Below are 20,840 nucleotides of genomic sequence, written 5' to 3'. Positions count from 1 at the left end.
CAAAAGACGGATGAAAGACAGAAGCCGGTATCTCGGGATAAGTTTCGTGGTTTGCACTCAGAGGTCACCGAAGGTGTGCTTAGGGTCTTCTTCGAGGTTTACAACGAGCTTGGTGGCGGGTTTCTGGAGAGCGTTTATCGAGAGACGATGAAGATTGCTCTTGTGCAGGCTGGGCATCGCGTGGCAGTGGAGGTGCCTGTGCCAGTTTCGTTTCGTGGGCATGTGGTTGGTAACTTTCGAGCAGATATCGTGGTCGATGATTGTGTGTTGGTTGAGTTGAAGGCTGTGGCGGCGTTTGCCAACTCGCATGATGGGCAGGTTTTACACTATCTTCGAGCGACACGATTTGAAGTGGGACTTCTTTTGAACTTTGGTCCGAGACCGCAGTTCAGACGGTTCATACTGGAAGCAGAGAAGAAAAAGATCCGCGTGATTCCACGTGAATCCGTGGTCGAGCTTCTGAGGAACTTTTGATGGGTATGAGGATTGGTTACGGGTTTGACTCGCATGCGTTCAAGGCGGGTGTGCCGCTGGTGATTGGCGGACTTGCGATTGAGCACTCCGAGGGGCTGGCTGGGCACTCGGATGGGGATGTGTTGCTGCATGCAATTACGGATGCGCTGCTGGGCGCGGTGAGCGCGGGGGATATAGGGACGTTCTTTCCGCCGAGCGATCCGAGATGGAAGGGCGCGGCTTCGAGCCTGTTTTTGCAGACGGCGCTCGAAGAGGTGGCGACGGCGGGATACAAGATCGTGAATATCGACACGGTACTGGTGATGGCGAAGCCGAAGATTGTGCCGATTGCCGGAGAGCTGCGCGAGAGCGTGGCTGCGTTGCTGGGCGTGAAGCCGGGCGAGGTGGGGATCAAGGCAAAGACGCCGGAGGGTTTGAACCAGGACCATGTCGCGGTGGCGCATGCGACGGTGCTGCTTGAGAGCCTGGGGATTCCGGAGCCGGTTGGTGCGATGGTGGCTTCGGCGGATGTCGATGATGAGATCGATGTGGTGGTGAAGACGCTGGTGGGAGATTCGCGGGATGTGTCGGCGCTGGGGCGGAAGGTGACGCCGTTCGATACGGATGATCTGACTTAGCCTGCGATTGGTTGATCGTAGAAGGCGTAACGGTGATAGCAAAGATAAAGGCTGATAAGAGTGACGGGAGTTTAGTTCCGTCACTCTTGTTGATTGAAGAGACTGTAAGGCGGTCGACCACGGATTTTCACGGACAGACGCGGATTAGAGACAAATGCCAAGGCGATTTAAGGACAATCGCAAAAGCGAAATGCGGGGGTCTCTCCACTGCGCTACTCACGATGAAGCTGTGAGTAGCTCCGGTCGAGATGACAAATCTTATTAGAGTCAGATTCAAATCTAATTACGGTCGAGATGGCAGATTCATTTAGTCGAGATGGTAAATCTCATTACAGTCGAGATGACAAGTCTCATTCAATAGGTTCAAGGGACGGTGTGTATGAATGGTGGTCTTCTGCTTGTAGTACTTGGGTTGGGTGGGTTGAGCGTGGCTTCGGCCCAGACGGTTAGTGAGGCTAGTTTGCAACCACGTGCGGCGAGTAGTGCCCCTTGTGTTCCGGGTGGCGATGCGAGCTGGCTGACGCCGGCGGAGAAGAGTTGTTATGCGACGACTCCGGACTACGCTGAGACGATATCTTATCTTGCGCGAGTGCAGAGCGCTGCACCTGGGCAGGTGAAGATTGAGCAGTTTGGGAAGACGGGTGAGGGGCGAGATCTCGATGTCGTGATCGTTTCGCGGGATGGAGTATTCGATCCGGCGGCGATCCATGCGGCGAAGAGGCCGATTGTCCTAGTGCAGAACTCGATTCATGCGGGAGAGATGGATGGGAAGGATGCCTGCCTGGCGCTGCTGCGGGATATGGTGATCTCGAAGACGAAGGCGAACCTGCTGGAGCGGGCGGTGTTCGTGTTTATCCCGATCTACAACGCGGATGGGCATGAGCGGCGGAGTGCGTATAACCGCATCAACCAGGATGGCCCGGCAGAGATGGGGTGGCGTGGTAACGGGACGAATCTGAATTTGAACCGCGACTATTTGAAGCTGGATACGCCTGAGGCTCGGGCGTTCAATACGATGTTTCACCGGTGGCTGCCGGATTTTTTTGTGGATGACCATGTGACCGATGGCGCGGACTATCAGTACGACGTGACGTTTACGATCGACGATGGGCCGAATGTTCCGAGAGCCACGGCGAAGTGGGTGGACGAGGTGGCGACGCCAACGCTTGAGAAGTATGTGGATGCGCATGGGCACCTGGCTTCGCCTACCTATATCAACTTTGTGAATGACAACGATCCGGCGGAGGGGCTTGGGTTCAATGACGATCCGCCGCGGTTTTCGACGGGGTATGTGATTCTCGAAGGCCGGCCGGGAATGCTGGTCGAGCTGCATATGCTGAAGGACTATAAGACTCGCGTGACGGGGAACTACGAGATTCTTGCAGGATTGATGGAGCTGATGAATCGTGATGCAGAGAAGGTGATCGCGCTGAATGCTGCTGCGGATAAAGAGGCGGAGGAGTTGGGGGCGCATCCGCTGGGGAACGTAATGTATCCGCTGGCGCTGGGCTGGAGCGGGGAGACGACACCCTTTTTGTTTCGTGGGTACAAGTACACGCGGGAGCTGAGCGCGATTTCGGGGGCGATGCGGGTGGAGTACTCGCATGAACCGTGGAATGTGTCGCTGCCGTTTCAGACCGGGTTCAAGGTGAAGGCGGAGACGAAGGTGCCGGCTGCTTATATTGTTCCGGCGCAGTGGACGAAGGTGATCGATGTACTGGCGGCGCACCAGGTGGAGATGGAACGGACGACGGCTGCGTGGACGGGAGAGGTGGAGACGTATCAGTGTGGTGGGATGACGTGGCAGGGGCCACCGTTTGAGGGGCGGCATCCGACGTTCAACGGAGAGGCGATGCACGATCCCGGAAAGTTTGGGAGCTGCGTGCTGGTGAAGGAGAAGATGAGTTTTCCTGCGGGGTCGGCGGTGGTGCGGCTGAATCAGCGGCTGTCGAAGGTAGCGCTGGAGTGGCTGGAGCCTGCGGCGCCTGACTCGGCGCTGCAGTGGGGATTCTTCGATTCGATCTTTGAACAGAAGGAGTATGGCGAGGCGTATGTGCTGGAGTCGCTGGCGCGGGAGATGATGGCGAAGGACCCGAAGCTGAAGGCGGAGTTTGAGAAGAAGGTGGCGAGCGATCCGGCGTTCGCGGGGAACTCGTATGCGCGGCTGGAGTTTTTTTATGAACGGACTCCGTGGTATGCGGCGAACCGGGTGGGGCAGTATCCGGTGGGGCGGTTGCTTAGTTTAGATGGAGTGCCAGTGGCGCGCTGAGTTGTAAGTTCGGGGGGGCCTGTTGGTCTATGATGACCTGCGAGGTGAGCTATGCACGATCTTGTCGTGGATCTTATCGCTGTTGGGGTTTGCGGAGGGCTGGGTGGCTTCGTGAACGTATTCATTGGGGACTCCGGACTTCATCTGCCCACGATCGAACAGGGCGTCTTTCGCCCGGGATACATCGGCGTGGTGTTTGTCGGGCTGGTTGCGGCGATGGGGGCGTGGCTTGCGACGCAGACTTCGGCGCTGAGCGGAAATATGGTGCCGTCGCCGTCGGTCACGTTAAGGCTGTCGGAGTTGAGCACGGCGATTATTGTGGGTTTCGGCGGCGCGAGGTGGTTCAAGTCGGAGGCCGAGACGACGATCTTTCGCAAGACGGCGGCTGTGGCTGCGAGCAAGTCGGCTGATAGTGATGCTGCGGCGACGATCGCTGGCGGGACGCCGATTCAGGCGCTGGCGGCGGCGAACAAGATGCAGTGATTTGGCAGGCTAAGCTGCGGCTTTCGTCGTGGCTTTCGATCCGATTTTAACTAGCTGCGTGAAATATCGTATGTCAGGACTTGCCCGCACGCGATAGACTGCGACTAATCTATTTCTCCTTCGAGGGTTCGATGAAAAGCAAGATCGCGGTGATGGTGTGTTTGCTGATGGGATTTGGTCGAGGGTTGCTGGCGCAGGCTCCAGCGGCGAGCCAGGAAGAGTTCATCAAGACGCACTATGCGAAGTTTGAGTATCGGATTCCGATGCGGGATGGGGCGAAGCTGTTTGTGTCGGTGTATACACCGCAGGCGGGGGCCTTCAAGGACGCGGGGCCGTATCCGTTTCTGATGACGCGGACGCCCTATAGCTGCGGGCCGTATGGCGAGGACAAGATGCCGACGCGGCTGGGAGTGAGCCAGGAGCTGCTGGAGTCGGGCTACATCTTTGTGTGCGGCGATGCTCGCGGACGGTACGAGAGCGAGGGCGTGTTTCAGGAGATGAGCCCGCATATCGAGGATAAAAAGTCGAACAAGGATGTGGACGAGTCGACGGATATGTACGACACCGTGGAGTTTCTGCTGAAGCATGTGGAGAACAATAACGGCAAGGTGGGGATTACGGGGATCAGCTATCCTGGTTTCTATACGTCGGCAAGCATTATCGATTCGCATCCGGCGATCAAGGCTGCGAGTCCACAGGCTCCGATGACGAACCTGTTCTTCAATGACGATGGGTATCATGGCGGCGCGTTTATGCTGTCGGCTAACTACGGGTTCTATGTATTCTTCAAGCCGCTGAAGAATCCCACGCTGCCGGAGAAGCATGAGCCGTTCGACTTTGGTACCCCTGATAGTTACAAATTTTATTTGAAGGCGGGGCCGACGGAGAACCTGGATAAAGACTTCCACGGGTCAAACTTTTTGTTTCATGACCAGCTGGTGCATACGACCTATGACGAGTACTGGAAGAAGCGCGATCTGTCTCTGCATATGAAAAATGTTCATGCGGCGGTGATGACGGTGGGCGGATGGTTTGACGCGGAGGATCTGTCGGGACCGTTCAAGACGTTTCATGCGATCGATGAGTTCAACCCCGGTGCCGTGAATACGCTGGTGGTTGGGCCGTGGACGCATGGTGGCTGGTCGATATGGGATGGAGACAAGCTGGGGGATGTTAACTTCGGCTCGAAGACCGGGGTCTTCTTTCGTTCGGAGATTCAGTTTCCGTTCTTCGAGCACTATCTGAAGGGGCACGATGGTGGTGTGTTGCCGAAGGCGTATGTGTTCGAGACCGGTAGCAATGTTTGGAAGAAGTATGATGCCTGGCCTCCGAAGTCGGCAGCTGCCAAGACACTTTACTTTCGTGAGGGTGGGAGGCTGAGCTTCGATGCGCCAGCAGAGAAGGCCGGTGTGGATGAGTATGTGAGCGACCCGGCGCATCCGGTGCCGTTCGTAAACTACACGACGGATACGGTGCCGCAGCGGTATATGGATGACGATCAGCGGTTTGCTTCGCGGCGGCCGGATGTGTTGACGTATGAGACCGAGACGCTGACGGAGGACGTGACGATTGCGGGGCCGGTGAAGCCGAAGTTGAAGGTGGCTTCGACCGGGACCGATGCGGACTTTGTGGTGAAGCTGATCGATGTCTATCCGAACGATTTTCCTGATCCTCCGAGCGATGCGGTAGGGAAGCGGGTGTTAGGCGCTGCGCCGATTTTGATGGGCGGCTATGAGCAGCTGGTGCGCGGCGAGCCGATGCGGGCGAAGTTTCGCGATAGCTGGGAGAAGCCGAGTCCGTTGACGCCGGGGAAGATGGTGGAGGTGGATGCGGAGATGCCCGATATCAACCACACGTTCCGGACCGGCCACAAGATTATGGTGCAGGTGCAGAGCTCTTGGTTCCCGCTGGTGGATAGGAATCCGCAGACGTTCGTGGATATACCGTTCGCGAAGCCGGAGCAGTTTGTAAAGGCTACGGAGAGTGTTTACCGGAGTGCCGGCGCAGCGAGTGGAGTGGAGGTTCTGGTTGTGCCGCAGCACTGAGCGGTTGCTCAGCTTTCTGTGACAGAAGAGAGAACTCCCCTTGCAAGATGAACCTTGCAAGGGGAGTTTTTTGGATGAGAGCTACCAGATGCGGATGCGGTCCTGTGGGGCGAGGTAGAGCTTGTCGGTTGGTTTGATGTCGAAGGTGGTGTACCAGCTGTCCTGATTGCGAACGGTGAAGGCACGGTATTGGCCTGGTGAGTGGCCGTCGGAGAGCATCTCTTCGCGGAGTTCTGCGTCGCGGGTGACGCCTCCCCAGTTCTGCGCATAGGCGATGAAGAACTGCTGATCGCCGGTGAAGGTGGCGACTTTTGGAGTTTCGGCGCCGTGGAGGGAGGCGTGGAAGGCAGCGTAGGCGGCGGCGACACCTGCGTCGTCGGCTATGTTTTCCGCCAAGGTCAGGCGTCCGTTGACTTGGAGGTCGGGAAAGGGCGCATAGGTGTCGTACTGGTCGGCGAGTTTTTTTGTGACGGCGTCGAAGTGAGCGAGATCTTCGGCGGTCCACCAGTTGCGGACCTGACCTTTGGAGTCGAAGGCGGCACCCTGGGAGTCGAAGGTATGGCTTATCTCGTGGCCGATGATAGTTCCGATGGAGCCGTAGTTGTGGGCCGCGGGGGCGTTGGGGTCAAAGAGGGGCGGCTGGAGGATGGCGGCGGGAAAGTTGAGGCCATTGTCCAAGGGAAGGTTGAAGGCGTTGACGGTCTGCGGGGTCGTGCACCACTCCTTGCGATCGACTGGCTTGCCGATGCGGCTGAGGGAGTAGTGGTAGTCGAAGAGGTTTGCGTTCCAGGTGTTGGCGAAGAGGTTGTCGGGCGAGATGTTCAAGGCGGTGTAGCTGCGCCAGTGTTCGGGGTAGCCGATGCCGATTTGAAGGGTCTTGAGTTTGGCGAGGGCCTCCTGCTTGGTGGCGGGGGCCATCCAGGTGATGCCTTCGAGGCGAGAGTGATAGGTTGCGAGCAGGTTGGCGACGATTGCTTCGGCCTGGGCCTTGGCCTGGGGAGAGAAGAAGCGCTGGACGTAGATCTGACCGACAGCATCGCCGAGGGTGGCGGAGACGAAGTTGTCACCGCGGAAGTCACGGGGACGCTGCTCCGTGGCTCCGGAGAGGGTGGGGCCTGAGAAGGCGAAGCTCTCGTCGGCGAGGGCCTTGGAGCTAGCGTCAGCATACTGCTCGAGGAGGTGGTAGGCGAGGAGATCCTTCCATGCGTCGAGAGGCTGGGAGGCTACGAGAGAGGCTTCGCCGGTGAAGGCGATGGGCTGCCAGACGATGAAGGTGTCCCGTGTGTCGAGTCCGGCGGCGCGAAGGTACTCGGGCCAGTCGAGTCCGGGGGCTTTGGCGATGAAGTCGGCGAGATGCCAGGGATTGTTGGCGTTGTGGATGTCTGCGCTGTCGGCGAGGGAGATCTGCTTCTGCGCGATGGCGGTCTCCAGGGCAAGGACGCGAGTGGCGCGGGTATCCGGATCCGAGAGGCCGACGAGCCGGAACATGGCGGCGATGTGGGTCTGATATTTCGCGCGGATGTTCTTCATGTTGTCGGAGTTGTCGAGGTAGTAGTCGCGGTTGGGGAGCTGGAGGCCGCCTTGAAGGAGGTAGGGCGCATAGTGGTCGGGATCGTTGAAGCCGGGGGCGACCCAGAGGCCGAAGAGGTTGTCTGTGTGGAAGTTGGTGTTGTTGATCGCATCGACGTCGGCACGGAGGGTGAGGCCGAGGGCGTGGGCGAGCTGGCGACTGTTGCGAATGGCGGCGATGTCGTCGAGGTGTGGCTTGAGAGCGGCGAGTCCATGGGTTTCGATGGCGGACTCATCCATGTAGGAGTGGTAGAGGTCGGCGATCTTTCGCTGATCGGAACCGGCGGGGGCGTTGGATTTTTCGGCGTCCCGGATAATGTCTGCTACCTGCTGAAAGCTATGGTCTATGAGGTCGCTGTAGACGGAGACGGAAGAGCGATCGGCTGTGAGTTGAGTGCGGTTGATGAATCCGCCGTTAGCGTAGAGATAGAAGTTGTCGCCGGGACGGACGGCGGGATCCATATTGGAGATAGAGATGCCGGTGTCGGGTGACTGTGCGGGGAGTGACAGTGTGACTGAGCAGAGGACAAGGGGGAGGATGCTGCGGGTGAAACTGATCATCGTACGAGAAGCTCCGGTCGGTGGTTAGGTACGGGCCGACCGTTTAATTATCGCTTACTTGTCAGCGAAGGGATGTTCGAGGCTGGGGCTCTGGGGGGTGAACATCTTGCCGCCGTCTTCGGTGACGTGCCAATCGTCTTCGAGGCGGATGCCGAACTCGCCGGGGAGGTAGATGCCGGGTTCGTCGGAGAAGCACATGCCTGCGGCGAGTGGTGTTGTGTTGCCGCGGACGAGATAAGGCCACTCGTGTCCGTCCATGCCGATGCCGTGGCCTACGCGATGGGTGAAGTGTTTGTAGTCTGGGCCGTATCCTGCCGCGGTGATGAGATCGCGGGCGGCGGCGTCGATGGTGTGGCAGGGAGCGCCGGGATGAGCGGCGGCGAGCGCGGCGGATTGCGCTTTGAGAACGATGTCGAAGACCTTTCGGGCTTTGTCGAGTTTGGGGATGGAGGGATCGCCGAGGACGAAGGTGCGGGAGATGTCGGACTGGTAGCCTTCGACGGTGCAGCCGTCGTCGATGAGGATGATCTCTCCCTCGCGGATAGTCTGCGGTTGGAGGGAGCCGTGGGGAAGGGCGGAGTACTCGCCTACCTGACAGCTGGCATCGCCGGTGACTCCACAGTGGGTATAGGCAAGGTCGACTAGTTGCGAAAACTGGCGGTTGGTCATCCCGGGTTTCGCGGATTCGTAGCAAGCCTTGTAGACGGAGAGGGTGATGTTGTTGGCGAGCTGCATGAGGGCGAGTTCGGCGGCGGTCTTGATGCCGCGGCAGCCGAAGGTGATGGGAGTGGCGCTGGTGGTGGTGAGGGCTGGGCTGGCGTTTGAGATGCCGTCGGCGAAGACGAACTGGGTGCGCTCTTCGATGCCGATTCTTCCTGTGGCCATGCCGGATTCTTTGTGTGCTTTGGCGAGGAGCTGGTAGGGATCTTCGTCTTCGTTCCAGGTATAGACGCGTGTGGTGGAGGCTGAGGGAAGCGTGGTGGGTTTGGCTTCCATGCGCTCGCGCACGCGGCCCTCTTCGAAGACGGGGCAGACGATGAAGGGCGCGCCGGTGGCGGGAAGGGTCCATGCGAAGAAGCGCTCGGACTGGCCCCAGCGGAGGCCTGTGAAGTAGGTCAGGGACGTGCCGGTAGTGATGACGATGGCATCGATCTTGTTCTGGTGCATGAGGGCGCGGGCGCGGTCGAGACGCTGCTCGCGTTCGGCGAGGGTGATGGGGACGGCTTGGGAGCGGCGATTGGAGAGCGCGGCGATGGCGGGTGGGAGTTTTTCCTGCTGCGCTGATTGTGCGGAGAGCGAAAGTGCGGGAGCGGCGGCTGCGGCGGCGGCAGAGGAGAGGAGAAAGCGTCGGCGTGTCGGCATGAGTGGGATGATTGTAACTTGGCGTGATGTGGGTTCAGAGATAAACCCTCCGGGTATGTGGTTTTCATGCTAAGCATGAGGGGCTTGGACTTGACTGAGAAAAGAACAACTGCAAAGAAGAAGCAGATCCCTACGGGATGACAACAAAAAACAGGCAACAGCAAAACAGGCAGCAGCAAAAAAGTAGAGGCAATGGAGGTCAGCGAATGAATCCTGCTGGGCAAGGGATATGATTAATGGATCGGATGGAGAGTGGAAATGGCGATGATTACGACGGTGCAGCAGCACATTTTGCAACAGCAGCAGGAGATGCTGAAGTCGACGGGGCGTGAGGCAACGGGGACGTTCAGCTGGCTGCTGAGTGGGATTACGCTGGCCGCGAAGATGGTGGAGGCGAAGATTCGCTCGGCGGGGTTGAGCGATGTGCTGGGGGCGTTTGGCGCGGAGAATGTGCAGGGAGAGCAGCAGCAGAAGCTGGACGTTTATGCGAATCAGGCGCTGCTGCACTGCCTCGGGCTGCGGGATAGCGTGGCTGCGCTGGTGAGTGAAGAGGATGAGGAGCCGGTGACGTTCAACCGGGATGCGGAGACGGGGAAGTACATCATCGTGTTCGATCCGTTGGATGGGTCGAGCAACATCGATGTGAATGTGAATGTGGGGACGATCTTCAGCGTGCTACGCAGGATGCCGGCGGAGTTGGGGACGCTGGAGGAGTCGATTCTACAGCCGGGGTTTCGGCAGGTGGCGGCGGGGTATGTGGTGTATGGGCCGTCGACGGTTCTGGTGTATACGACGGGGAATGGGGTTCATGGGTTTACGCTCGATCCGACGATTGGAGCGTTTGTATTGAGCAATGAAAAGATGACGATGCCGGAGCAGGGGAGCTACTACTCGGTGAACGAGGCGAATGCGGCGGGATGGCCGGAGGAGTATCGCGGGTATGTGGAGATGCTGCGGACGGGTGGGTTGCAAAAAGAATACAGCTCGCGGTATATCGGGAGCCTGGTGGCGGACTTTCATCGGACACTGCTGAAGGGGGGAGTGTTTCTGTATCCGCCGACGCTGAAGCAGCCGAAGGGGAAGCTGCGGCTGCTGTATGAGGCGAATCCGCTGGCGTTTATCGCGGAGCAGGCCGGAGGGATGGCGACGTATGGTGCTGGGCGGATTCTGGATATCAAGCCGGAGGGGATTCATCAGCGGACGCCGTTTTGCGTGGGGAGTAAACGGGAGATGGAGGCGTTGGTGGCGGCATTGAGTCCGGTGGGGGCTTCGGTGCGTGCCAAGTGAGTGAGTTTACTGCCGAGGTGATTGATATTCGCGAGGAGTCGCGCGTGGCGGGGCGCCAGCGATGGCAGATGCTGCTGGATCGCACGGAGTTTGCGGCTGGTGATGTGGGGGTGTTGGAGGCGGTGGCTCGGAGTGGGGCGCGGCTGGTGGTGCCCGTGCTTGAGGTAGTGATGGATGCCGGCGAGGTGTGGCATGTGGTGGAGAAGCCACTGGGTGCGGGGACTGCGGTGACGGGGCAGGTGGGTGTTTCGGTGGAGTGAACTGCGTCATCGCTTGCGGTTGAAAGGCAAGGAGGTTGCTGGTACACTCGGAGATGTTGTTTCGACTGTGTTGGGCCTGCGAAAGCGGTGCGCGATGCGGGTTTGGTGGGGGGCTGTAGCTCAGTTGGGAGAGCGCCTCGTTCGCAACGAGGAGGTCAGCGGTTCGATCCCGCTCAGCTCCACCATAGAAATGATTTCTCCAGACACCTTTTATCTTTAGAGGCAGATGTCCTGCCAGACGGGCCTCCTGCGCGGAGGGCGGTCACTTCGTGAGTTGTATACCTTGTTTTGGCTGGATGAGCTTTGTGGTCCTCCCGTTTGTCGGAGGTAGAGTTTGAGTGCCCATCCTAAAGGTGGCGGGTTTTCTCTTGTTGGAGGAGGCGGATGGTCACGAAGATGACCGGGACGAGGAAGACGAGCGAACCGATGACCCACATGATGACGGCTCCTGCGCGCTGGTCGGCGATGGGGTCGATGTGGAATGGGTTTGGGTGCTCGAGGTAGTAGGTGTAGACGGGGCGGTCGCAGAAGGCGAGGAACGCGGAGAGTGCCGTGTTGACGATGTCTGCCATGACCAGGTAAGGCAGCATGATCCAGCCGGGGTAGTGGGCGAGGGTGGGCCAGGGTCGGATGAGCGGCCACCAGAAGAGGATCGACGTGGTGAGGAAGCAGAGGTGCTCGAACTCGTGCCAGTGCTCGTGCTCGAGGGCGAAGTCGTAGGCCCCGGGAATGTGCCAGAGGAGGAAGGTTAGGTTCATCGCTAGCCACGCGATAACGGGTTTGGTGAGGAAGTGGCCGAGGGTGCGGAGCCACTGCATGCGCAAGAAGGGCGAGAGGATGCTCACCGTGAAGGCGTGGGGTAAGCCGCGGAGGAGTGGGACTTGGGGATAGCCGAGGAGAAGAAACGGAGGGACGAAGGACATCAGAAGAAGATGCTCGACCATGTGGGCGCTGAGGAGCGCGTCGGCGAAGCCGTCCATGGGAGAGCCGATGGCGATCCAGATGGTGACGATGCCGAGGTTGAACGAGACGAGGCGCCAGGTGGGGAAGAGCGCGGGTCTGGTTTTGCGGATGGCAAACCAGCCACGCGTGTAGAGTGCGGCGGTGATGAGCAGCGCCGTGGTGAGGAAGAGCGGAGGGGACCAGTCGTCGAAGATGGCCCTGTATTCAGGCTGCATTAGAAGAAGGATAAATCTAAGGACAAAGGCGAAACGGGTTCGCTTGATTCAGATGGTGCTTTGGTTATCGAGTTTCCTTTGTTTGCTGGCTATCGGTTGGCTGGGGAGCGTTAGCTGAGGCGGAAACTACGTGGCGTGAGGCGTCGATGGCGGGTTGGAGTTCGTTACCGCGGAGGGTGGTGAGGAACTTGACGAGGGCGGTAGTCTCGGAGGGGTTGAGCGCATTGCCGTACGCGGGCATGTTGCCGCCGCCTTGCAGGACCTGGCGGATGATCTGGTCTTCGGTCATGTGTCCAGCTACGGCGTCGAGTGCGGGGCCGCGAAGACCACCTTCGCCGCCGATGGAGTGGCAGTTGCGGCATTGCTTGTTCTGGAGGACAAGCGCGCCTTCGCGTTCGAGTGGGGTGCGGTTGTGTAGGTAGGAGACGGGGATAGGATCGCTGGTCCAGGCGTTCATGATGGGGCTCCACGGCGTGTAGGTACCGAGGTGCGTGAAGATGCCGAGGGAGACAGCGAGGACGGTGACGATGAGGACGGCGGCGGGGCGGCGGGATACGTGCTTTTCACCCTCTCCTGAGAGGAGCGGGAGGAGGATGAGAGCGGCGATGCCGATGACCGGCATGATGAAGAGGACCGGAGTTTCGAGAGAGGGTGGCAGATAGGCGAGGACGGCATAGAGCCAGAGGAAGAAGTAGTCAGGCTTGGGCGCGGTCTGGATGATGGTGGGGTCGGGCTGGCCGGAGGGGCCGAAGGGGCCGAACCAAAGCGCGCAGCCGATGACGGCGAGCATGATGGCGGCGGCGAAGGCGGCGTCCTTCCAGGCGGCGTCGGGGACGAAGGGGATGCCGGTCTTCTTTTCGAGCTCGTGATACTCCTGCTGGTAGGTTGATTTTTTTACGAGGCGACCTGGCATGGGATAGTCGTTGATGCCGAGACGGAGGACCATCCAGACGTGCATGCCGACCATGGCGATGAGCGTGCCCGGAATGACGAAGACGTGCAGCGCGAAGAAGCGGGAGAGCGTGTTGCCGGCGATGATGGGCCCGCCGAGCATGAGGCCGACGAGCGGGCCGCCGATGAGCGGAACGCGGCTGAGGATGGAGGCGCCGATGCCGAGGCCCCAATAGGCGTCCTGGTCGAAGCGCAGGACCTGTCCGGTGAAGGCCATGCCGAGGGTGAGGAGGAGAAGAAAGACACCGATGATCCAGGTAAGCTCACGGGGGAACTTGTAGGCGCCGAAGAGGAAGACCTGCACCATGTGGATGAGGACGATGGCGACCATGAAGTCCGAGCCCCATCCATGCATGGCGCGCAAGAACCAGCCGAGGCGGACGTTGTGGTCGAGGAACTGGAGACTGTTCCAGGCATTGCTGGCGGTGGGGGCGTAGACGAGCGCGAGCAGGATGCCGGTCATGATCTGAAGAACGAAGATGACGGTAGCGGCGCTGCCGAAGACGTACCACCAACTTGCGGTGTTTGAGGGAACCTCGTGTTCGGCTACTTCGATGAGCGGGGCACCGAGACCGAGGCGAGCTTCGAACCAGTTGTAGACCTCGAGGCCGCGTTGTTTTAGGTCTGGCATGAGCTGCACCTCGGCTGGGGTTGGTCGGTCGCGGAGAGCCTTGCTGCTGGGCTGCCTTCGATTCGAGTTTCAATCTGGATGAGGGGCGTTACGTTCTTGGCTTCATTCGCCAGGGTCGGCATTCTGCCAGCGCTGATGAGGAGAGCGCCGCTTGAGATTTTGTGGGTGTACTCGAAGAGGCCGCGCTCTGGGGGGCCAGAGGCGCGTGCTCCGTCGGCGTAGTAGGCTCCGCCGTGGCAAGGGCAGAGGAAGAGTTTGGACTGCGCGAACCAACGGACTGGGCAGCCGAGGTGTGCGCAGTTGATGGCAAAGACCTGGAAGGTTTCGCCGGAGACGCGGCGGACCCAGCAGGGGATGTCGCCGGTCTGACCGTCCCACTCGGTGGTGATGGGGTTGCGGTAGTTGACGAGGCGGGTCTCGCCTTCGGGAAAGTCAGAGAGCGGGCCGAGGTTGATCCAGGAGTTGTCGGCAGCGGTTTTTTTGAGCGCGGGGCCGAGGAGATAACCGATGATCGGGATGGCGAGGACGAAACCGACGACACCGTTGACTGCCAGGGCGAGCTTGAAGAGAAAGACGCGGCGCGAGTGGCCCGCGGCGATGCTGGGGTCTTTGACTGAGTCGGGTTGCGGCTCGGTTGAGGTTTGATCGGGTGGTGGGAGCTGCTCACTCGGTGTCATTGCTTCCTGCTCCTGCGATGCTGTTCGTCTTTCAATTCTGCGTATCTTTCGTGATTAGTGAGAGTGGTACGGCTGGCCTGGTTCTGCGATTCGCTTGGACGCAAGCCATGCGACGATGTCCGTGATCTGCTGGTCGGTGAGAGGTTGTGCGGCGTCGGAGCGCCAGTCGGGCATACCCTCGTCGGGCCGGCCTGCGATGACGATGCTGCGAAGGTCCTGATTGCTGATGAGTGCAAGATAGGACGGGTTGACGATGGAGCCGAGTTTGCCTGCGCCGGTCTTACTGGTGGCATCCGTGGAGCCTTCGCCTGTCGCACCGTGGCAGCGCGCGCAGGCGGTGGCGTAGGCTTGCTGGCCGCGGTCCGCATCAGCTGGAAGAGTGGCGAGGTAGGGTAGTGGAGTCGCTCCTGCGAGCGCGGCTGGTGAGCCCCACTGCTGGAGAATGCCCTGAGTGAGGATGGCGACCTGGCGATCGGTGAGTGTCCCTCCGGAGCTCTTGGCGAAGGCAGGCATGAGGCCACCGGGTACGCCTTTGGTGATGGTCTGTTGGAGGATCTGCTCTCCGGCTACTGCCAGGTAGACGGGATTGGCAAGCGAGAGGGCTGCACCGTTCTTGCCGTTCGTTCCGTGGCAGGCTGCGCAGTTCTCTTTGTAGAGAGTAGCGAAGGTAAGGACCTCGTCAGGACGTATGACTTCGGGGCCCGGTCCGGGGCGGCCGTGGATGCGGCTGCAACCGGTGATGGCGATTAGCATGAGGGCGCCGAACACTGCGAGTCTGTGAGGGGCTGTTCTCATTGGGGTTGGCTCATAGTTCTTCGTCTTTCGTGAGAGGTAGATCGCTGTGAATGCCAGCGCGAACGGCGAAGGGCAGGGAACGGAACTGCGGAGTGCGAACCTTGACCTGCAGGTTGACGATGAAGCCGCAGACGAGGCCGAAGGCGACCTGGGAGACGACGAACCATAGCCAGTTGATGCGGGCGTTGAGGACGGGGCTGATGATTCCGAGCGCCGAGTAGAGGAGGCCGGTCCAAAGCAGGGGAGCGACGAAGCCGGCAGTGAGGATCGGCTTGCGCGGGAACATCGGCAGCATGGCTCCGTAGAGAAGGCCGATGAGGATCGATGTGAAGGCGTGAATTCCAGTAGCGGCGAGAAGGCCTTCGAGGTGGAACTGGCAGAGGAAGGCGGTAGACTCGCTGGCCCAGCTGATGAAGCCGCCAGCAGCGAGGAGGTTCACGGCATACCAGATGCTGTGATATTTGAGGAGGCCAAAGATTGCAGCGGGTACGATCATCGCGATGCCGCCGACGATGCCGCCCTTGATGCCCGAGGTGACGCTGAAGGTTTCGACCGGTAACATCTGGCGGTGATCGGCGCCGATAGGAAGCTGTTCGCGGGTGGTGCGGGTGCTCGAGATCTCCATGACGCCGGTCTGGACCGGAACGGCGATGTGAAGCTCATGCGGGAAGATGTCGAAGAACCAACCGAACATGGATCGCAGCACAAGAATAACTCCCAGTACGCTGATGATCCAGTGGGTGACCATGCCGGCGATTGACAGCGAGAGGCCGAGTGCGAGCACCATGGGCCACGGCGTGGGGGCCGGGAGGATGATGGTGTGGGACCGGTGCTCGTGTTCGTGGCCCGGCATGAACTGACCTTCCTGCATACTGCTCCTCCTTTGCTGAAGTTATCTGCCTAGAACGTAGACGACGAGAAATACGACGACCCAGACTGCGTCGACGAAGTGCCAGTAGAGCGAGAGGACTTCGAGTTTTTCGGAGTGCTCTTCTTTGACGAGGCCAGCTAGAGAGAAGCATAGAACGAGAGAGAGCATGATGAGACCAACGACTACGTGGGTCGCATGCAGACCAACCAGCGAGTAGTAGGTTGTTCCGAAGAGGTTGGTCTTGATGGTGAGGCCTTCGTCGTGGATGAGGTGATACCACTCGCGTGCGGTGGTAGCGAGAAAGATGGTGCCCAGAAGAACAGTGGCCGCGAGGTTGAGGGTGCAGCCGCGATAGTTCTCTTTGCGCAGAGAGCTGACGGCGAAGTGAACGAAGATGCTGCTGGAGAGCAGACAGATGGTGCCGAAGATGGGAAGCTCGAGAACCTGCGCGGGGGTGGGCCCGCTGAGACTCTTGCCGATGTAGTAGATGTAGGCGACAACGAAGATGATGAAGATCGCAGACTCGGCGATGATGAGACAGGCCATGCCGATGGTGCCGCGATAGGGCAGCTTCCAGGGAGTTTCGACCGGCCCATCGATGGGGATTCTGCTTGCAGTTGTGATGGTTGTCATTATTCGTAGTCCGAGTCTGGATCTTCAGGGTGTTTCAGATCCCATAGGGGCCGACGGCTGTTCACGGTGGGCTCGATGGCGAAGTTGTAGGACGGGGGCGGCGAGGGTACGGACCACTCGAGCGTCCAGGCATCCCACGGATCGTGGCCGGCTTCTTTGCCTTTGTAGTAGGAGTGGATCATGTTGTAGACGAGGATGAGGGTGCCTACGGCCTGGAAGATGGCGCCGATCCCGACGATGAAGTTCAGGGTGTCCCAGCCACGGCCGGCTTCGTAAGTGTAGATACGTCGCGGCATGCCGAGGATGCCGGGGACGTGCATGAAGTCGAAGGTGAGGTGGAAGCCGATGAGGAAGAGCCAGAAGTGCCACTTGGCGAGCGTCTCATCCATCATCTTGCCAGTGACTTTGGGGTACCAGTAGTAGAAGGCGCCAAAGAGAGAGAAGACGATGGCTCCGACCAGGACGTAGTGGAAGTGAGCGACGACAAAGTAAGACGCGCTGAGCTGCCAGTTGAACGGTGCAGCCGACAGCATGATTCCGGTAAGGCCAGCAATGAGGAACTGGAAGAGGAAGGCGACCATGAACATCATGGGAGGAGCGAAGATGATCTTGCCGCCCCATATGGTGGCTAGCCAGTTAAAGATCTTGATGCCGGTCGGCACCGAGATGACCATGGTCGCGAAGACGAAGAAGGTGTTGCCAGCCGGGCCAAGGCCCGCGGTGAACATGTGGTGGGCCCACACGCTGAGGCTGATGAAGCCGATGGAGACTGAGGCCGCGACCATCGCCGGATAGCCGAACATGGCTTTGCGGGAGAAGACGGGGATGATCTCGTTCGCAAAGGCAAAGGCGGGGAGGACCAGGACGTAGACTTCCGGATGGCCGAAGATCCAGAAGAAGTGCATCCACAGAATCGCGGAGCCTCCGGCTTGCGTATCGAAGAAGTGCGAGCCGAGGTAGCGGTCGAGGGTTAGCATGACCTGTGCTGCGGTGAGTGGGCTTACAGCAACAAAGACAAGGCCGGACATGACGAGATAGAGCCAGGGGAGCAGAGGCATGCGGCTCATCTTCATGCCTTTGCATCGCATGCAGAGGATGGTGGTAACGATGTTGAGCGCGGTGCCGATGCTGCCTACGCCGCTGAGAAGGACGGCGAGGGTCCAGTAGTCGGTGCTGTGTCCGGGCGAGAAGACCTTTGAGGTGAGCGGAGCGTAGGCGAACCAGCCGACATCAGGCGCAGAGCCTGCGGCATAGAGGCCGCTGCCACCGATGTAGCTGTAGTAGAGGAGAATGCCGGCGAAGGCTGAGATCCAAAAGCTGAAGGCGTTCAGACGGGGGAAGGCCATGTCTCGCGCGCCGATCATCAGCGGGACGAGATAGTTTCCCATGCCGAAGAGGATGGGCATTCCCATGAAGAAGACCATGGTGGTGCCGTGCATGGTGAAGAGCTGATTGAAGACCTGGGGCGAGACGAAGTGGTTGTTGGGGATGGCCAGCTGAATGCGCATCAGGATCGCTTCGAAGCCGCCGACGACGAGAAAGAGCAGGGCGTAGACGATGTACATCAGCCCGATTTTTTTATGATCGACTGTCGTCAGCCACTCGTAGATGACATTGACCGGTGGCTGGCCTTGAGTCTCCAGTGTCTCGTCGATGGCTTCCAATACAGGAGTTGTAGTCATGCTGCGCTTCTTTCCGGTAAAGGGTTAGTGAAGCTGAGAGAGATACGCCGTGATGACGTCGAGATCGTGATCGTTCAGGTGCATGGCCGGCATCAAGGAACCGGGTTTGAGGGAGTTCGGATCCTCAATCCACTTTCTTAGATTTTCGGGAGTATTTGGGACGGGGCCGGAGGCGATGGTGTCGCGGGTAGCGAGATGGGTGAGGTCAGGGCCGAAGCGGCCAGTAGCGACGCTGCCTTTGACGGTGTGACAGTTGATACAGGCATTCTTCATAAAGACTGCCTGGCCTTCGGTGGCGGCGGGGTTGCCGGGAAAGTTTTGCTGGGCGGGTTTGCTCTGCTGCTCGATCCAGGCGGCGAAGTCCTGCGGGGACTGAGCGTAGACTCGGAGGAGCATCTTTGCGTGTTGCGTTCCGCAGTACTGGGCGCACTGGCCGAGGTAGAGGCCGGTCTCATGGGGATCGATCCACATGGTGTTGACGCGGTTTGGAATCAGGTCCATCTTCCCTGCGAGACGCGGCACCCAGAAGCTGTGGGAGACATCGGCTGAGGACATGGTCAGGTAGGTTGGAGTCGGCGATTCGGGCTCGCTGATGGGAACGTGGAGCTCGTTGGCGGTGACGACGCCGAGTTTGGGGTAACTGTACTCCCACCAGAACTGATGGCCGATGACGGTGACGTCCATGGCGCTCGCGGGCTTGGGAATAGCTTCTGTCACAAGGATGACGCGCGTAGTGGTGAGGAAGAGCGTGACGACGATCAGAATGGGGATGACCGTCCAGGAGAGCTCGATCTGGTTGCTGCCGTAGATCTGGGCGGGTTCGCGATTGGAGTCTGTCTCCCTGTGCCGGAAGCGGATCAATGCGTAGAGCAACAGGCCGGCAACGATAAGAAAGATGACCAGCGTTATGGAGAGCACCAGCATGGATAGCCCGAAGGCGGAGCGGGCAGGGGTGCCTGCTGGATCAAAGATGTTGGTAGGAGACTGTGCACAGGCGGTAACGGCAGCGAAGCTCGTGCCAAAAACTGCATTCCGCAGGATGCGCGCAGCCCCGGGCCTGGTCCGGGCGGTGTCTGCTGGCGTGTATCTGGCAAAAAAAGACAAGGTGGTATGACCTCGAATGCACAACAAGTGAAGGAGCATGGGAGCCACGGGTCTTAAAAGATGCTAAACCCAATCCAGTCAATGTTGAATAAACCTGCGAAACAATTTTCGCCTTGGTATGACTTTACCGCGTTAGATGAAAAGGATGCGTAAAGGGAGGCAAGAAAAAAGATTGGTAGATTGCAATTTAAAGCTTGGTGAATTTGGTTATGAGGATAAGTGTGAGCGCGGTAAAGTTAGCCGGGCGCTTTAGTTTTTACGCGAAACATATTTATTTCGAGAGAGGCTTTATTCGAAGAGGGGCGATTGAAGGCTTTCTTCTTCGCGGAAGTTGCTAAGGCCTACGCCAACGAGTCGAAAGCGCTGGGAGGGCTCGAGGGTGATTCGTTCGCGCAGAGAGAGTGCAATCGCGGTGAGTTCTTCACAGGAGCCGGGCGGTGCAATGGGAGTGTAACTGCGCGTAAGAATGGTGAACTCGCTCGTCTTCAGCTTTAGAACGACGGTGCGGGCTACGCGCTCCTCTTTACGGGAGGCGGACCACACTTTTTCTGCGAGGCGACGGATCAGCTCTTCTGTTTCGGAGAGTGGAATATCGCGCGCGAAGGTATCTTCGGCGGAGATGGATTTGGTGGGTCTGTTGGGCACGACAGGATTATGATCGATGCCGCGGGCGAGCTGATGGAGGCGTGTTCCGTAACGGCCGAAGGTCTGCTCGAGGAGGCTCAACTCCAACGCCTGCAGGTTCGCGACGGTAATTACTCCCATCTGCTTCAGTCGCTCTTCGGTGACTTTACCAACGCCGGGGATGCGTGCGACAGGAAGAGGCGGCAGGAAGGTTTGTACCTCGTCAGGTGGAATGACGAAGATCCCATTCGGTTTGCGCCAGTCTGAGGCGATCTTGGCGAGGAATTTATTTTGTGCAACGCCTGCCGAGGCTGTCAGCTGTAACTCGTCGAAGATCTGATGTCGAATGGCAATCGCGACTCGGGTTGCTGTGGGGAGTCCGGTCTTGTTTTCGGTGACATCGAGATAGGCTTCATCGAGCGAGAGCGGCTCGATCAAATCGGTGTGCCTTTGAAAGATCTCTCGCACGGCGCGAGAGACGGCGCGGTAGCGGATGAAGTCGGGAGGGACGAAGATGGCGTGGGGACACAGCCGTTCTGCGTGTACGGCAGGCATGGCGGAGTGTACCCCGAAGCGCCTGGCCTCGTAGGATGCTGCGCAGACGACCGACCGGTTGCCACGCCATGCGACGACCACAGGTTTGCCGCGCAGCCCGGGATCGTAGCGCTGCTCAACCGAGGCGTAGAACGCATCCATATCGACGTGAACGATTTTGCGAATCATGATCCAGCTCCATGATAGGCCTCAGGTTTTGGCGGTATATTGTG

Annotated in this window: 18 protein-coding genes and 1 tRNA gene; 8 read left to right on the top strand and 11 right to left on the bottom strand. The window is 59.2% G+C overall.

The genetic code is table 11. From position 1 onward, the window contains the following. Window positions 1–51: 51 nt before the first annotated feature. From GSQ94_RS08485 to GSQ94_RS08465, 5 genes are all read left to right on the top strand, one after another. The gene (locus GSQ94_RS08485; protein WP_216843049.1) at window positions 52–474 is read left to right on the top strand and encodes a GxxExxY protein; all 423 of its coding nucleotides are present in this window, start codon (window positions 52–54) and stop codon (window positions 472–474) included. Continuing rightward, complete coding sequence (gene ispF, locus GSQ94_RS08480) at window positions 474–1,091, top strand: 2-C-methyl-D-erythritol 2,4-cyclodiphosphate synthase (RefSeq protein WP_158943120.1); 618 nt, start codon at window positions 474–476, stop codon at window positions 1,089–1,091. Before GSQ94_RS08485 ends, ispF begins: the two co-directional genes overlap by 1 nt. A gap of 379 nt (window positions 1,092–1,470) precedes the next feature. Beyond that, a complete protein-coding gene (locus tag GSQ94_RS08475) occupies window positions 1,471–3,360 on the top strand; it encodes a M14 family metallopeptidase (RefSeq protein ID WP_158943119.1) in 1,890 nt (629 codons plus the stop codon). Between the two features lie 51 nt (window positions 3,361–3,411). After that, the gene (locus GSQ94_RS08470; RefSeq protein WP_158943118.1) at window positions 3,412–3,843 is read left to right on the top strand and encodes a hypothetical protein; all 432 of its coding nucleotides are present in this window, start codon (window positions 3,412–3,414) and stop codon (window positions 3,841–3,843) included. Between the two features lie 131 nt (window positions 3,844–3,974). Next, entirely contained in the window at window positions 3,975–5,888 is a 1,914-nt protein-coding gene (locus GSQ94_RS08465; protein ID WP_158943117.1) for a CocE/NonD family hydrolase, read from the top strand. 81 nt (window positions 5,889–5,969) lie between these two features. Here GSQ94_RS08465 and GSQ94_RS08460 read toward each other — a convergent pair whose 3' ends face one another. Together GSQ94_RS08460 and GSQ94_RS08455 are read right to left on the bottom strand one after the other, a co-directional pair. Next, the gene (locus tag GSQ94_RS08460; RefSeq protein WP_158943116.1) at window positions 5,970–8,018 is read right to left on the bottom strand and encodes a M13 family metallopeptidase; all 2,049 of its coding nucleotides are present in this window, start codon (window positions 8,016–8,018) and stop codon (window positions 5,970–5,972) included. Window positions 8,019–8,072: 54 nt separating this feature from the next. Continuing rightward, complete coding sequence (locus tag GSQ94_RS08455) at window positions 8,073–9,380, bottom strand: Xaa-Pro peptidase family protein (RefSeq protein ID WP_158943115.1); 1,308 nt, start codon at window positions 9,378–9,380, stop codon at window positions 8,073–8,075. A gap of 258 nt (window positions 9,381–9,638) precedes the next feature. Between GSQ94_RS08455 and fbp the strand changes: the two genes are divergently transcribed. The 3 genes from fbp (at window position 9,639) to GSQ94_RS08440 (ending at window position 11,112) form a co-directional block, all read left to right on the top strand. Next, window positions 9,639–10,667 (top strand): class 1 fructose-bisphosphatase, encoded by a 1,029-nt coding sequence (gene fbp / locus GSQ94_RS08450; RefSeq protein ID WP_158943114.1) that lies wholly within the window; start codon window positions 9,639–9,641, stop codon window positions 10,665–10,667. Next, entirely contained in the window at window positions 10,664–10,927 is a 264-nt protein-coding gene (locus tag GSQ94_RS08445) for a hypothetical protein (protein WP_158943113.1), read from the top strand. The genes fbp and GSQ94_RS08445 overlap by 4 nt, the downstream gene beginning before the upstream one ends. Before the next feature lie 109 nt (window positions 10,928–11,036). After that, a tRNA-Ala gene (locus tag GSQ94_RS08440) sits at window positions 11,037–11,112 on the top strand. Between the two features lie 162 nt (window positions 11,113–11,274). On the opposite strand, the gene GSQ94_RS08435 is transcribed toward GSQ94_RS08440, so the two are convergent. The 9 genes from GSQ94_RS08435 to dinB all read right to left on the bottom strand — a co-directional run bounded on the left by GSQ94_RS08435 (window position 11,275) and on the right by dinB (window position 20,796). Then, window positions 11,275–12,105 carry a cytochrome c oxidase assembly protein gene (locus tag GSQ94_RS08435; protein WP_158943112.1) on the bottom strand — a complete coding sequence of 277 codons (831 nt, stop codon included), beginning with the start codon at window positions 12,103–12,105 and terminating at the stop codon, window positions 11,275–11,277. Between the two features lie 64 nt (window positions 12,106–12,169). Then, window positions 12,170–13,687, bottom strand: a complete 1,518-nt coding sequence (locus GSQ94_RS08430) for a cytochrome b N-terminal domain-containing protein (RefSeq protein ID WP_158943111.1) — start codon at window positions 13,685–13,687, stop codon at window positions 12,170–12,172. After that, window positions 13,675–14,364 (bottom strand): ubiquinol-cytochrome c reductase iron-sulfur subunit, encoded by a 690-nt coding sequence (locus GSQ94_RS08425; protein WP_158943110.1) that lies wholly within the window; start codon window positions 14,362–14,364, stop codon window positions 13,675–13,677. Before GSQ94_RS08425 ends, GSQ94_RS08430 begins: the two co-directional genes overlap by 13 nt. A gap of 54 nt (window positions 14,365–14,418) precedes the next feature. After that, the gene (locus GSQ94_RS08420; RefSeq protein ID WP_158943109.1) at window positions 14,419–15,159 is read right to left on the bottom strand and encodes a c-type cytochrome; all 741 of its coding nucleotides are present in this window, start codon (window positions 15,157–15,159) and stop codon (window positions 14,419–14,421) included. A gap of 10 nt (window positions 15,160–15,169) precedes the next feature. Next, a complete protein-coding gene (locus GSQ94_RS08415) occupies window positions 15,170–16,030 on the bottom strand; it encodes a hypothetical protein (protein WP_158943108.1) in 861 nt (286 codons plus the stop codon). Between the two features lie 21 nt (window positions 16,031–16,051). Continuing rightward, on the bottom strand, window positions 16,052–16,663 hold the full coding sequence (locus tag GSQ94_RS08410; RefSeq protein ID WP_158943107.1) for a heme-copper oxidase subunit III: 612 nt from the start codon (window positions 16,661–16,663) through the stop codon (window positions 16,052–16,054). After that, window positions 16,663–18,345 (bottom strand): cytochrome c oxidase subunit I, encoded by a 1,683-nt coding sequence (gene ctaD, locus GSQ94_RS08405; RefSeq protein ID WP_158943106.1) that lies wholly within the window; start codon window positions 18,343–18,345, stop codon window positions 16,663–16,665. The genes GSQ94_RS08410 and ctaD overlap by 1 nt, the downstream gene beginning before the upstream one ends. A gap of 24 nt (window positions 18,346–18,369) precedes the next feature. Beyond that, complete coding sequence (gene coxB / locus GSQ94_RS08400) at window positions 18,370–19,449, bottom strand: cytochrome c oxidase subunit II (RefSeq protein WP_371417473.1); 1,080 nt, start codon at window positions 19,447–19,449, stop codon at window positions 18,370–18,372. A gap of 288 nt (window positions 19,450–19,737) precedes the next feature. Next, window positions 19,738–20,796: a DNA polymerase IV gene (gene dinB / locus GSQ94_RS08395; RefSeq protein ID WP_158943105.1), complete on the bottom strand. Its 1,059-nt coding sequence runs from the start codon at window positions 20,794–20,796 to the stop codon at window positions 19,738–19,740. Window positions 20,797–20,840: the final 44 nt, after the last annotated feature.

It is taken from the genome of Granulicella sp. S190, from assembly GCF_009766095.1.
Taxonomy (GTDB): domain Bacteria; phylum Acidobacteriota; class Terriglobia; order Terriglobales; family Acidobacteriaceae; genus Edaphobacter.
This window is presented reverse-complemented; position numbering and strand designations above follow the sequence as displayed.